14 protein-coding genes are annotated in these 13,111 nt (G+C 64.9%); 5 read left to right on the top strand and 9 right to left on the bottom strand.

Going from position 1 to position 13,111, the window contains the following annotated elements:
* The first annotated feature begins 16 nt into the window (after positions 1–16).
* Genes RAD04_RS35430 through RAD04_RS35440 form a run of 3 tightly spaced genes read left to right on the top strand, consistent with a single transcriptional unit; the run spans position 17 to position 3,091 of the window.
* Positions 17–865: an N-acyl homoserine lactonase family protein gene (locus RAD04_RS35430; protein ID WP_461627481.1), complete on the top strand. Its 849-nt coding sequence runs from the start codon at positions 17–19 to the stop codon at positions 863–865.
* A 21-nt stretch (positions 866–886) separates the two neighbouring features.
* A complete protein-coding gene (locus RAD04_RS35435) occupies positions 887–2,461 on the top strand; it encodes an isochorismatase family protein (RefSeq protein WP_461627482.1) in 1,575 nt (524 codons plus the stop codon).
* Positions 2,462–2,464: 3 nt separating this feature from the next.
* A complete protein-coding gene (locus tag RAD04_RS35440; RefSeq protein ID WP_461627483.1) occupies positions 2,465–3,091 on the top strand; it encodes an FMN-dependent NADH-azoreductase in 627 nt (208 codons plus the stop codon).
* 22 nt (positions 3,092–3,113) lie between these two features.
* Here the strand turns inward: RAD04_RS35440 and ubiV are convergent, their stop codons facing one another.
* Genes ubiV through ubiT form a run of 3 tightly spaced genes read right to left on the bottom strand, consistent with a single transcriptional unit; the run spans position 3,114 to position 5,596 of the window.
* The gene (gene ubiV, locus RAD04_RS35445; RefSeq protein ID WP_461627484.1) at positions 3,114–4,046 is read right to left on the bottom strand and encodes a ubiquinone anaerobic biosynthesis protein UbiV; all 933 of its coding nucleotides are present in this window, start codon (positions 4,044–4,046) and stop codon (positions 3,114–3,116) included.
* Positions 4,047–4,073: 27 nt separating this feature from the next.
* Complete coding sequence (gene ubiU / locus RAD04_RS35450; RefSeq protein ID WP_461627541.1) at positions 4,074–5,051, bottom strand: ubiquinone anaerobic biosynthesis protein UbiU; 978 nt, start codon at positions 5,049–5,051, stop codon at positions 4,074–4,076.
* A complete protein-coding gene (gene ubiT / locus RAD04_RS35455; RefSeq protein WP_461627485.1) occupies positions 5,051–5,596 on the bottom strand; it encodes a ubiquinone anaerobic biosynthesis accessory factor UbiT in 546 nt (181 codons plus the stop codon). Before ubiT ends, ubiU begins: the two co-directional genes overlap by 1 nt.
* A gap of 48 nt (positions 5,597–5,644) precedes the next feature.
* Between ubiT and RAD04_RS35460 the strand changes: the two genes are divergently transcribed.
* Positions 5,645–7,219 (top strand): UbiD family decarboxylase, encoded by a 1,575-nt coding sequence (locus RAD04_RS35460; protein WP_461627486.1) that lies wholly within the window; start codon positions 5,645–5,647, stop codon positions 7,217–7,219.
* Positions 7,216–7,812, top strand: coding sequence for a UbiX family flavin prenyltransferase (locus tag RAD04_RS35465; protein ID WP_461627487.1), 597 nt, complete (start codon positions 7,216–7,218; stop codon positions 7,810–7,812). Before RAD04_RS35460 ends, RAD04_RS35465 begins: the two co-directional genes overlap by 4 nt.
* A gap of 17 nt (positions 7,813–7,829) precedes the next feature.
* Here the strand turns inward: RAD04_RS35465 and RAD04_RS35470 are convergent, their stop codons facing one another.
* The 6 genes from RAD04_RS35470 to RAD04_RS35495 all read right to left on the bottom strand — a co-directional run bounded on the left by RAD04_RS35470 (position 7,830) and on the right by RAD04_RS35495 (position 12,843).
* Positions 7,830–8,153, bottom strand: coding sequence for a metal-sulfur cluster assembly factor (locus RAD04_RS35470; protein WP_038949673.1), 324 nt, complete (start codon positions 8,151–8,153; stop codon positions 7,830–7,832).
* Entirely contained in the window at positions 8,150–8,659 is a 510-nt protein-coding gene (locus tag RAD04_RS35475) for a DUF2249 domain-containing protein (RefSeq protein WP_461627488.1), read from the bottom strand. Before RAD04_RS35475 ends, RAD04_RS35470 begins: the two co-directional genes overlap by 4 nt.
* Before the next feature lie 12 nt (positions 8,660–8,671).
* Positions 8,672–10,018 carry a hypothetical protein gene (locus RAD04_RS35480; protein ID WP_461627489.1) on the bottom strand — a complete coding sequence of 449 codons (1,347 nt, stop codon included), beginning with the start codon at positions 10,016–10,018 and terminating at the stop codon, positions 8,672–8,674.
* A 128-nt stretch (positions 10,019–10,146) separates the two neighbouring features.
* Positions 10,147–10,782, bottom strand: a complete 636-nt coding sequence (locus RAD04_RS35485; RefSeq protein WP_028143785.1) for a response regulator — start codon at positions 10,780–10,782, stop codon at positions 10,147–10,149.
* A 168-nt stretch (positions 10,783–10,950) separates the two neighbouring features.
* Entirely contained in the window at positions 10,951–11,574 is a 624-nt protein-coding gene (locus RAD04_RS35490; RefSeq protein ID WP_461627490.1) for a response regulator, read from the bottom strand.
* 60 nt (positions 11,575–11,634) lie between these two features.
* A complete protein-coding gene (locus RAD04_RS35495; protein ID WP_461627491.1) occupies positions 11,635–12,843 on the bottom strand; it encodes a sensor histidine kinase in 1,209 nt (402 codons plus the stop codon).
* Positions 12,844–13,111: the final 268 nt, after the last annotated feature.

Raw genomic sequence — 13,111 nt, forward strand, 5'->3', positions numbered from 1 at the left:
TGAGGGAGGGCAACGAATGGCGCTGGAGATCAAGATCCTGGACTATGGCGATATCGAGCTGGAATCGAGCTTTCTGGTGCTCGGCCGCGATTGCGGCCGCACCCGCCGCGTCCTTACCCTCGGCTTCCTGATCCTCGGGGGGAAATATCCGGTCGTGGTCGACACCGGCTACCGCTCCAACCAGATCATGGAGACGCTGGGCATGCGCGGGCTGCAGTACCACGAAAACATGATCGAGAACCAGCTTGCGCGCCACGGAGTGCGCATGGGCGACGTCCGCTTCGTCTGCCACACCCATCTGCATATCGACCACGCCGGCAAGGACGATCTGTTCCCGATGAACACGACCGTCGTGCTCAATCGCAAGGAGCTCGAATATTCCGTCTCCGGCCTGATGCATCCGCAATATCCGGCGCCCGACATCAAGCACCTGATCGACCGCCTGCACACCAAGAGAGCGCTGCGCTTCCTCGACCTCGAGATCACCGGCCCGATCGAGCTGATGCCCGGCGTCTATTGCGACGCGGCCAATGCGCATACGGAGGGCTCGATGAACGTCATCGTCGAGACGGCCGACGGAATCGCCACCATCTGCGGCGACGTGATCTACGATTTCAACGACCAGATCGTGACGCCCTTCAACGAGATCCATGATTGGGAGCCGCGCACGACGGGCAACCATGGCACCAGCAAGCGCGCCGAGAAGGCCTCGATCAAGAAGCTGCTGAGCAACTCGCGCTATCTGCTGCCGGTGCACGATCGTCCCGCCAAGATCGAAGGCGGCAACGTCGTCGGGCGCCTGCACGATCAGGTCCCCGGACCGATCGTGCAGTCCTTGCCCGCACGCAACTGGTTCCCGGCTTGAGATGATCTTGGGGATCGACCGATGACGCACGTCACCTTGCGAAGCGAGTTCGAAACTTTGATCGACCCCTATGCGCCGGTCGCGCAGGTCGGCACCGGCTTTGACTTCACGGAGGGGCCGATCTGGCATCCGGTCGATCACTATCTGCTGTTCTCGGACATGCCGGGTGACGTGCGCCGGCGCTGGGATGCGCGGCGCGGCGTGGCCGAGGTCAAGCGTCCCTCCAACAAGTGCAACGGCATGACCTATGATGCCGAGCTCAATCTGATCGTCTGCGAGCACGCGACCTCGCAGCTAGTCCGCGAACGGCCGGACGGGCGGCGCGAGGTGCTGGCTTCGCACTTCCAGGGCCAGGAGCTGAACAGCCCGAACGACGTCTGCGTGCACTCCTCCGGCGCGCTCTATTTCTCCGACCCCTGGTATGGCCGTATGCCGGTCTATGGCGTCGAGCGTCCGCGTCAGCTCGGCTTCCAGGGCGTCTATCGCCTCGTGCCCGGCGGTGAGCCGAAGCTCGTGGTCGAGCGCAATCTGTTCGACCAGCCGAACGGCCTGTGCTTCTCGCCGGACGAGAAGCTGCTCTATGTCAACGACACCGTGCAGGCGCTGATCCGCGTCTTCGACGTCAACGCCGACGGCTCGCTGTCGAATACGCGGGTGTTCGCAAGCGGCGTCCGCTCCGAGCTTGAAGCCGGCCTGCCCGATGGCATGAAGTGCGATCAGCACGGCAATGTCTGGGTCACCGCGCCCGGCGGGGTCTGGGTCTATTCGCCGCGCGGCGAACTGCTCGGCAAGGTCCGCGTGCCCGAGATGGTCGCCAACCTCGCCTGGGGCGGGCCGGATTTCCGCACGCTTTATCTGACCTCGACACATTCGGTCTATGCCATTCCGACCAAGGTCGGCCCGCGGCATGAGCCTTACATGAGCGGCCGGCGAAGCGGCGGCGGCCCGGCGGCAGGCGCCTCGCCGGCAGCGCCTATCCTCGCTGACGGCGACATGCGGCTTGATCCGCAGCGATGCGCCATGATCATCCAGGACCTGCAGAACGACGTCGTCATGGACGGCGGCGCCTTCGCCGAGTCAGGCGCTCCCGGGCACGCGAAGCAGCAGCATGTCGTCGAGAATGTCCGCCGCCTCGCAGAAGCCGCGCGGGCCCGCGGCGTCGCCATCATCCACGTCTGGTTCGTCGTCGAGCCGGGCGCGCCCGGTGTCACGCTGAACGCACCGCTGTTCGAAGGCCTCGTCGACAGCAAGGCGATGGTGCGCGGAAGCTGGGGCGCGGCGCCTGTCTCCGGCCTCGAGCCCCGGCCCGGCGATTTCATTGTCGAGAAGATGCGGATGAGCGCCTGGGAGGGCACGCGGCTGGAGACAATCCTCAAGGCAACCGGGCGCGACATGATCATCAACACCGGTGCCTGGACCAACATGTCGGTCGAGCATACCGCCCGCACCGGGGCGGACAAGGGCTACTTCATGATCGTCCCCGAAGATTGCTGCTCGACCATGAACCCCGACTGGCACAACGCGTCGATCAATTTCGCCATGCAGAACGTCGCGATCGTCACGAGGGCAGACACCGTTATCAAAGCGCTGGGATGAGCGGTGGCGAAGATTTTGCACCTCTCCTGCTCACCGCGCCCTGACTCCGAGTCGACCGCCGGCGCGCGCGTCTTTCTTGACGGCTTTCGCCGGGCCCGGCCGGACTGGGACCTCGATGTCGTGGACCTCTGGCGGGAGCGGATGCCGGAATTCTCAGGCCCCATCGCCGAGGCCAAATATGCACGGATGAACGGGCAAGCCTTCAACGACACGCAACGCGACAGCTTTGCGGAGGCCGAGCGAATGGCGCTGCGGTTTTCGTTGGCCGATCGCGTGCTGATCTCGACCCCGATGTGGAACTTCAGCATTCCCTACAAGCTCAAGCAGTGGCTCGACATCATCGTGCAGCCTGGACTGACGTTCCGGTTCGACCCGTCACAGGGCTATCTGCCACTGCTCAAGGACCGGCCGACGCTGGTGATTCTCGCCAGCGGCAGTGACTTTGCCACCGGCATGAACCGCGGCCGCATCGACATGGCAACGCCCTACCTGCGAGACATCCTGCGCTTCATCGGTATCGACAACGTCCGCTTCGTGCCGATCGGGCCAACCACGGGACCGCAGCAGCCGATCGAGGCTGCGCGGGAAAGGGCCCATCGACGTCTGGCCGCAATGGCCGCGAATTTCTGAGCACTCGCGACGCCGAATTCGTTCAGAGAGGCCCGATTTGCGTTGAGCCTTGCGCATCCCCTGATCGGGCCTGACGATAGACGTGCCCTGGCTCTGCCCACAGGAAGCCATTCGAGAACGGCACACCAGGATAGGCCGCAGCAAGCCGGCGGTTGCCGCCGTCGACATCGTCGCGGCCGTCCAGCACGTCGCGAAAGGCCTTGGCGACGACGACCATGTCGCAATCCTGCGGCGACAGGCGCAGTGATCCGACGTTGCTTTCGTGCAGTAAGCCGGCCTCGCCCAGCAGATTGGCGCAGCTGTGCGACAGCGTCTGCACGCCGTTGATGGTCAGGAAGTCCTGCTGCCCCAGCGTGTTCAAGAGCAAACCATCCGGGTCCTTTTCACAGACGAAGCGGCAATTGTCCTTGGCGAGCTTGTGAAGGCGCGCATGATAGCAACGCGCGGAGATGGCCAGCGGCACCCTGCCGAACGCAAACACCTCGGTCGTGATGTCGGGAACAGCCTTCGCGATCGTCGCCACCGAGGCCAGCGGCAATTCCGGCGGCAGGCAAATGCGCCTCGCACCGCGCGCGGCGTGAAAGGCCGCGCTCGCCTCGTTGTAGATGTTGACGAACGGCCCGATGGCGTGCGGTCGGCCTGCGAGCGCCCTGAGACAAGTCAGATCATTGACCTCGACCAGCACGCCTTCGGCCGCCGCCAGCTCTTCGGTCTGGCGGCGCTCGCGCCGCAGCGAGACCAGGATCAGCGAACCCAGCAGCACCTGCTTGCCTGCGCTCTGCAGCCGCTCGACCACGGCCGGGATGTGGTCTGCGAAGAACGGCGATCGCTTCGAGCAGACGATCTCGCCGACGGACACGGCGTCGACAGGCGCTTCGTCAGCGATCCGGAAATAGAAGTCGCGCCAGCGTTCCGGCGCCCAATTGTACAGAACTGGACCGAGGCTGAGTTGCATCTTCCGGACCTCACATAGTCGACAAGTTTAGCGCCAGGTCTTGCGATAGGCGCCGAGCGTGGAGGCCTGCCCTTCGGTGAACGGCTTCAGGCTTGCGATGTCCGCCTCACTGCCGCTCTCGAGCGCGGCGAGCGCGTGGCGGAAATGGCGCACCACGCTCTCGACATAGGCACGGCCGCGCTGGCGGCCCTCGATCTTGAGCGCGGTCACGCCGGCATCGCGCATGCCCTTGAGCAGCGCCGTGGCATCCAGGCTGACGGGGTCCTCGAAAATATAGCCGGCGCCCTGCGCGGTCGAGAAGCGCCCCTTGCACAGGGTCGGATAGCCCGCGGGCTCGCTCACGGCGAACCGGTTGATGGTGAAACCGCCGAGACTGGACTTCGTCCCCTCCGTAGTCTGTTCGTAAGTCACATGGCTCGGCGGCGAGCAGACGCCCTGCATGTTCGGCGACTTGCCGGTCGCATAGGACGAGAGCGAGCAGCGCCCTTCGGCCATGACGCAGAGGCCACCGAACACGAAGACCTCGGTCTCGCAGGCCGACTCCCGGGTGATCTCGGCGATTTCGGGCACACTCAGGACGCGCGGCAGCACGACGCGGCGCGCTCCGAAATTCTCAGCGTAGAAGGCGATGGCATCGGGATTGGCGGCCGCGGCCTGCACCGAGACGTGCAAGCGCTGGTTGGGATGGCGCTTCGCCGTGTAATCCATCAATCCGATATCGGCGAGGATCAGCGCATCGGCCCCCGCGCTCGCCGCATCGTCCACCGCGCGATGCCAGATGTCGACGGCTGAGGCACGCGGGAAAGTGTTGATGGCCACCAGGACCCTTGCGCCGCGGCCATGCGCCAGTGCGATGCTCTTGCGCATTTCGTCGCGGCTGAAATTCAGCCCCGGAAAATTGCGCGCGTTGGTCTCGTCGTTGAAGCCGCAATAGATCGCGTCGGCGCCGGCATCGATGGCGCTCTTCAACGCCGCCGGCGTGCCGGCAGGACAGATCAATTCCATCATCTCGATTGCCCGCCATGGCCCGATGAGGCGATCACGCGGCCACGGGCGGCCTCGAAGGCGCGCCTCGCCGGCGCGCCCAGGGGGCCGAACAGCGAGGACAGCTCTTCGGCCAGATCGAGCTGGGCGTCGTCGATCGCATTGCGCAGCGCCAGCACCGCCTCGACATCGCCCTCGACCACAAGCTCACGCGAGAACATCAGGGCATCGCCATCGACCCTGCCTTCGAGCAGAGCCAGCAGATTGGCGAGCGAGGCCGAGATCCGCGCATCCGGGCTTCGCGGCAAGTCGCGCACCACCGACAAGCGCCGCGGCCTGGCTTCGACCACGAAGGCGAACGGCAGATCGATCGGCTTGATACCGAACCGCGCGCGCGCGTGATCACCGAGCCGGTCGAATATTGCGGGGTTGCGCCGATGGATCCGCTGCAGGACGCCGGCGAGAACGAGCTGCAGCGGCAGCAGAGGCAGGGGACGCATGGCCAATGCGACAAGGGGCGGAATCGTCGGCAACGGGCCGGGCGATGCGGCGGACGGATCATTCATGGCCACACATCTGGACGGATTGCACGCCGCTGTATTTGAGCCGGAACAATGAAGACCGAAAACAACCCGGCTAGCTCTGATTTTTGGGAGCTTGTCCAGTTGCAACGTGATGTGCCGCGCTTTCGCGACTTGTCCGACTTCCTGCGCTTCATCGAAAGCCGGGGGCAGTTGCGACGCATTCGCGAGAAGGTCTCCGTCGTCCACGAGATCACGGAAATCCACCGGCGTGTGCTCGAGGCACACGGACCTGCATTATTGTTCGAGCAGCCCGTCAAGGCCGACGGCAGCGCGTCGGAGATGCCGCTCCTCACCAACCTGTTCGGAACAGTCGAGCGGATCGCGTGGGGAATGGGCATCACGCCCGATCGTCTCGGAGAGCTCGGCGAGCTGATGGCCGAGCTCCGCGCGCCGCGGCCGCCGCACGGCATCAGGGATGCCCTCGACAAGATCCCGCTCGCGCGCGCCGCGCTGTCGACGCGCCCGCGCACACGCGCGGCGGCCCCGGTGCAGGACTGCGTCGCGATGGGGCCCGACGTCGATCTTGCAAAATTGCCGGTCCAGATCTGCTGGCCCGGCGAGCCGGCGCCGCTGATCACCTGGCCACTCGTGATCACCGTGCCGACGGAATCCGCGATGGCCGACCAGGAGGAGAATGTCGGCGTCTACCGCATGCAGGTGCTCGGGCGCGACCGCGCCATCATCCGCTGGCTCGCGCATCGCGGCGGCGCCCGGCATCACCAGCAATGGAAGGCGCTCGGGCGCGACATGCCGGTCGCGATCGTCATCGGCGCCGATCCCGCCACGATCCTTGCCGCAGTGCTGCCGCTGCCCGAGACGCTGTCCGAGCTGCGCTTCTCCGGCATCCTGCGCGGCGAACGGCCCGACCTCGCGCCATGCCTCACGGTCCCGCTCGCGATACCGGCCGAGGCCGAAATCGTCATCGAGGGTTTTGTTTCCGCGACCGAAACCGCGCCCGAGGGGCCCTATGGCGATCACACCGGGTACTATAATTCCGTCGAACGTTTCCCCGTAATGCGCGTGACGGCGGTCACCAGCCGACGTCAGCCTGTGTACCTCTCGACCTTCACGGGCCGGCCGCCGGACGAGCCGTCTCGGATCGGCGAGGCGCTCAACCAGCTCTTCGTGCCGCTGATCCGGCAGCAATTCCCTGAAGTGACCGACTGCTGGCTGCCGCCGGAGGCCTGCTCCTACCGCATCGCGATTGCGGCGATCAAAAAACGCTATCCCGGTCAGGCGCGGCGGCTGATGCTGGGCCTGTGGTCGATGCTGCCGCAGTTCAGCTACACAAAGCTCCTGATCGTCGTCGACGACGACATCGACATCCGCGACTGGCGCGCCGTGATGTGGGCGGTCTCGACGCGCAGCGATTCCTCGCGCGATCTCGTGACGCTCACCGACACGCCGATCGACTATCTCGATTTCGCCTCGCCGAAATCCGGGCTCGGCGGCAAGCTCGGCATCGACGCCACCGTCAAAATTCCACCGGAGACGGATCGGGACTGGGGCGTTCCGCTGGCCATGGATCCCGCCGTGGTCGCGCGCGTCGATGCGATGTGGTCGAATCTCGGCCTGTCCGGCATGCCGGCTCCGGTCCTCACATGAGCAGGCGGCAAGGCATCATCGTCGGCATCAGCGGCGCCTCGGGCGCCGCGATCGGCATGCGCATCGTCGAGCTGCTGGCCGATGATCCACACTACGCGGTGCACCTCGTGGTTTCGCCCGCGGCAGAGCGTACGCTGAACGAAGAAGTCGGGAGCGGTGCGTTGGCGCGGCTGCGCGCCCTCGCCTTCCGCCACCATCTTCATTCCGACATCGGCGCCGCGATCGCCAGCGGCTCGTATCCGGTCGCGGGCATGATCGTGGCGCCGTGCTCGATCCGTACGCTCTCGGCCATCGCCTGGGGACAGCTCGACAACCTTCTGACGCGCGCGGCCGACGTGCAGCTCAAGGAACGGCGCCGGCTGGTGTTGCTGGTCCGCGAGAGCCCGCTGCATCTCGGCCATCTCAGAGCGATGCTGCAGGCGACCGAGATCGGCGCGATCATCGCCCCGCCGATGCCGGCCTTCTATCTGAAACCACAATCGCTGGATGAAGTGATCGACCAGATCGCCGCCCGGGCGATCAACCTGCTCGACCTGGCAAAGCTTCGAATACCGGCAAGGATCTGGTCCGGCCCGGGCGCCGAAGGCGTCTAGCCGGCCGCCTCGCCGGATCAGTTCACCTCGGCAAAGCCGAGCGACGCCTTGACGCCTGGCGAGATCATCCAGGGCTGCCAGGGCGGCTCGAACGTCATGGTGACGTCGACCGATTCCACGCCAGGAACCAGGCACGCGCTGTTGGCGACGCCCTCCTTGAGAAATGATGCGGCGGGACAACCCGGTGTCGTCGCCGTCATGGTGATGTGCGCCGCGCCGTCGTCGATCGACACATCATAGACGAAGCCGAGATCGACGATGTTGTGCCCGAGCTCCGGATCGATCACGACCTTCAGCGCCTGCCTTATCTGAGCCACGAGATCGTCGTCGTTGATCGTCATGCGCAAACCCTCACTGTCAGTTGATATGTGTCCTTCTGCGGCGTGAAGCCGCCGCGCCACTGATGGCCGCGCTTGGTCAGTTCCCGAAACAGGAAGACCGGCTCACGACTGAGCAAAGCGCAGAGCGTCTGACCGGGCGCGAGCCGCTCCATTGCAGCCAGAATCCGCACCATCGGCTCCGGCGGATCGAGGTCTCGGTTGTCGAGATGAACCACGGGCTCCGGCCAATCGCCACCACTCATCACCGCGGGCGCCGGTTCAGTCGCTTCGAACGAGCCGTCGTCCGGCATGAACCGGATCTCCCATTCGCCGCCTTCGAGCTCGGCCTCCCGATGCGCAAAGCCCTTGCTCGCCATGACGTCGAACAGGGGCACCGGTTTGAAGGGGGCATAGAGCCGCAGCCCCTCCCCGGGCTCGAGCCGCTCGAGCGCGGCCATGATGATCGAGAACGGCTCGCCGCCTGCACGCAGGATCGGCCGGACATCGACGTCGATGAATTGGGTCATTGCAGTCTCCTTTCAGTTTCGCGAGACCAACAGATGGGGCACGACTGCTCCCGTCGGCAGGCGCAGCGGCTCTGCCACGTCCGCAAGCCGCCTTGCCCTGATAAGCTCCTCGCCCAGGCCGAGCGTCGCAAGCGTCGCGACCGCGACGGCGACGCGGAAGCCGAGTGCCGCGTCGACCAGGAGCATCAAGGTTGCCGCCCAGCTTCCGGCAAAGAACAGCACAAACCATTTCAACGCGCGGCGCTCGTCAACGAGATCCTGCACGCGGGGCGTCGGCACTCTGCCCATCACCGGACCGTAGGTCTCGAGCCAGGTCAGGAACGGGACGATCTTGTAGAGATTGGCGAGCACGAGGCCGGTGAGCCAGCCGAACGCGACGAGAAAGGCGAGCGCTGCGACATGCGCCTGGAGAGAACCGGTCGCAAGAAACGCGGCGCCGAGGATCGCGACCGCAATCAGGCTCGCCAGCGCAACGAGGCTCATGCGCGTGTTGAGCTCGAGCGCGCGACGTTTGCGGGCTCTGTACAGGCCGAGCACGTCGCGGCCGTAGGCGATTAGTGACAGCAGCGCGGCAGCTCCTGCCAGCAGGAGCGCCAAATTCACCCCGGTCGCGCGCCAGAGTGCAAGCACGCCGCCGACAGCTCCGACGGCCAGCGCCGCAATGCCGGCAAGCCAGGCAAGCCGCCCCAGCCTCGCATCGCCGTCGGGCGCGAGCATGAACATCGCCAGCAGGCGATAGCTGACGCCCATGGCCGTGAAGGTCAGCCATCCGCCAAGCCCTGCAATCGCGTGGATCGGAACGCCCGACACGAGCAGGTCCGGCCATTGCGCGCCGATAGCGGTTCCGGACAGCACCAGAGAGAACATGCCGCCGAATGCCGCCGTGACACAGATGCAGGCAAGCCCGGCTGCGACGAACCGCGCCGGCCCGGGCAGCGGACGGGCCGACCAGAGCGTCATGCCGAGATTGGCAACGACCAACGCGAAACCGGCAATCAGCAGGCTCGCGCCGACAGGCAGCAGCCGCGGCGACCCGTCGAAGTGCCCGCCAAGCGTCAGGAAGCCCGCGAGCAGGATGGTCAGCCCAAGCGTCAGCAGCGCCAGAGCCGGCAGTGCCCATCGCTCCGCATAAAGCGGCCTTGCGACCAGCACCGGCACGAACTGGAACAGCGCGCCACACAGGACCATGCTCAACCAGCCGATGCTGACCATGTGCACGATGACGAGCGTGTCCGGGCCACCGATGTCGTGGTTCGGGAAGCCGAACCCGGCGACAATAAGCACTTCCGCGAGCAGCAGCCATACGATTGCGACCGCGAAGTAGCTGATGGCCCATTTACAGAGGCTGGTTCCAATCACGGCTTGCTTCCCATCGCGTGCGACACGAAACCCGTGTCAGCACCCGAAAAGGTAAGCGGTTGCAGTCACGACCACTTTGTCGAGGCGCAAACTCAGCGCCTTTCGCGATTGCCGACATCAGCGTCTGTTCAGGGCAAGACCAACTTCTTGCGGATCGCATAGCGGACGAGCTCAGCGGTGGACGACATCCTGAGCTTGCGCATGGCCGAGGCGCGATGGGTCTCGACGGTCTTCACACTCAGTTTCAGGATGGAGCTGATCGACCTGTTGGTATGCCCCTCCGCGATCAGCTGGACCACGCTCTGTTCGCGTGACGTCAGCAGCATGTCGGCCCGATTCTCCTTGTTGCCCTGGTAGTCGTGCAGCAGCCTCTCCAGCAGGATGCTGGTGAAGTAGGGCCTACCGTCGAGCAGGGCCTCGATGGCGGAAATGAGGTGCTTGCGTGCGTCTGACTTGAACAGAAAGCCGCGCACCCCGGCCAGAATGGCTTCGGTCAGAAGCTCTTCGCTCTCGTGCATCGTCAGAATCAGGACCTGCGCGCCAAGGTGGAGCGCCTTGAGACGGCGACTGACCTCCAACCCGTTCATGACCGGCATGGAGTAGTCGACGATCACGATGTCCGGCCTGGTCTCGAGCGCCAGCGCGACCGCCTGCTCGCCATCGGTCGCCACGCCGCTCACGATCCAGCTGGAATGCGCTTCGATGATTGCACGCAGCCCGGAACGCACAACTTCATGATCATCCGCAATCAAGATGCGTTTCACCGTGTCGTTCCCGTTGGCCGACCCTTGCGCTTCCGGGCCGATACCGGCAGCAAACCGGCAGCATAGTCGAACGATCATAGGGAGCGTGGCTGGAATCGTTATCCCACAAAACCCTGATATCTCCCGGCGAAGGTACCGACGCCCGCATTGCTCGCCAATATCGCCGTTTCAAGCCTCGACCAGCCCGGTCCGAACGGCGTACCGGACCAGCCCCGCCGTCGAGTTCACCTCCAGCTTGCGCATCGCTGCTGCCCGATGGGCCTCGGTGGTCTTGACGCTGAGGTCGAGGATCGCACTGATGCCCTTGTTGCTGTATCCCTCCGCGACCAGCCTGACGACCAGTTGCTCGCGAGCCGTGAGTTCGTGATGCCGCTCGCCGTTGGTCCGCGGCGCATGGTCGAGTTCGGTCTTCCGGGGCCAGAATGGCCGGTGCAGCAACAAGGCTTCGACAGCTGCGACAAGCAGCTTGTTGGCGTCGGACTTCACCAGGAATGCACGCGCTCCCGCCTCGAATGCTTGCTGGGCAAGCAAGCCCGAATTGTGCACCGTGAAGATCAGCACTTCGGTCTGCAGCGGATACTCTCTGATCCGCCGCGCCACCTCGACACCGGTCATGCGCGGCATCGAGAAGTCGACGATGGCGACATGGGGCCGGCTTTCGATCGCGGCTGCTACCGCCATGCCGCCGTCATTCACCTCGGCGACCACCTCCCAATCCACCCGTTGCTCGAGCACCGCCCGCAAGCCCGACCGTACCGCCTCATGATCGTCCGCGATGAGAATTCGCTTCATGGCAGAGCACTCCGAATCCGCATCGGCGATGGGCCGTGACCCCGGCCCGCCGCCCCGCGGTTAGTGTTTTTTCGCTGATTGTGCGCCTGCGCGGGCCCTTGCATTTGTCGTGGCCCCGCGGCGATTGGCCCTGTTCGCCGAGAGAGCATAGGGAAATACTGCACACAGCACCGTGCCGGCATGCCGGGGCGCGCGACTGGATTGGATGTCGAGCGTACCTCCGATCTCGTGCAGCCGTGCCTGCATCGCCGGAATTCCGACACCAACAGAGACCGCGCTCCTGCCGAAACCCGGCGGGAGCCCACGTCCATTGTCGCTGAGCGTCAGGTGAAACCGGCCGTCCGCGGTATCGATGACGATGGCCACCTCGGTGGCGTTCGCATGACGGAAGACGTTCGTCAGCGCTTCCTGGACGACCCGCAGCAACGTTCGTTTCGTCTCGTAAGGCAACCGATCCACATCCGGCACGATGTTGACACTCGCGCGCAACGACGTGCGGGCCGCAAATCCCTCAGCGTACCGCTCGATCGCAGCCTTCAGGCCCTCACCGGCGAGGTTCCGGGGATGCAGCAGGTAGGCAAAGGCGCGGATTTCCCGGAGGGCTTCATCGATCGATGCATCGATCTCGTCGCAGAGCCGCTCGGCCAAGTCCGGTTCGCCGATGCTGCTTCGGATCCGCATGAGACCGAGACTCGCGGCAATCAGGTGCTGGCAGGTCGAATCGTGGAGATCGGACGCTATCCGCTGCTGGATGCCTTCCTGGATCGATACCAGGGCGAGATTCACGTCGAGCCCGTTGCCCTGTCCGACCCCGCTCTCGAACGCGCGGCTGCGCAGGGCGCGGTGGCTGCCGATCAAGCGAACCGCACCACCACGCGAAGATTGAACGACCGGAGTTACTACCGTTTCGACGTTCCGGGGCGAGCCGCCGAACGCGAGACGCTGCCGGATCCTGATTTCCGCTCCTTCCGCAACGCACGCCCCCAGCGCCTGGCAGACGATTCTAGCGTCGCCCGCGTTCATGCAATCGAACACATCCATGTCGTAGACGTCTTCCGGCGAGAGACCGAGCCGGGACCCAAACTCCGGATTGATCGCCTCATAGACGAAGCGCCCTTCAGGAGACGGACGCACGACGAAGAGGAGATCAGCCGAAAACGTCCAATAGAGCGCTTCGGTCGATTGTTCCGAACCTGTCTGCAGCCAGTTCCCGAGGCCGGTTCGATGCGACTCGCTGGCGGGGGAGACATGTGCCTTCACGATACGCACTCACTCTTCTCCGGCGACATCGCGACGCTGACAACAGCATCGCCTGTGTCCGCTCGCCTGTTCGGGGACTTCTCCCCTCGCCGGCTCGCGGACGCGCCTTGGAGCCGATCCGACTATACACCCCGGAATCGCCCCACAACAAGAGGTAGCATTCCCATGGGATTTAAATCTTGAATCCGCGACGCGCCGTCTGCCCTGCGCGAGAAAGCGGTTCGTGCCCTGCGCAAGCGCTCGAATTTGGCGCAACAGAGATTAAAAATGCGGGATT

Source organism: Bradyrhizobium sp. 25ACV (assembly GCF_054863005.1).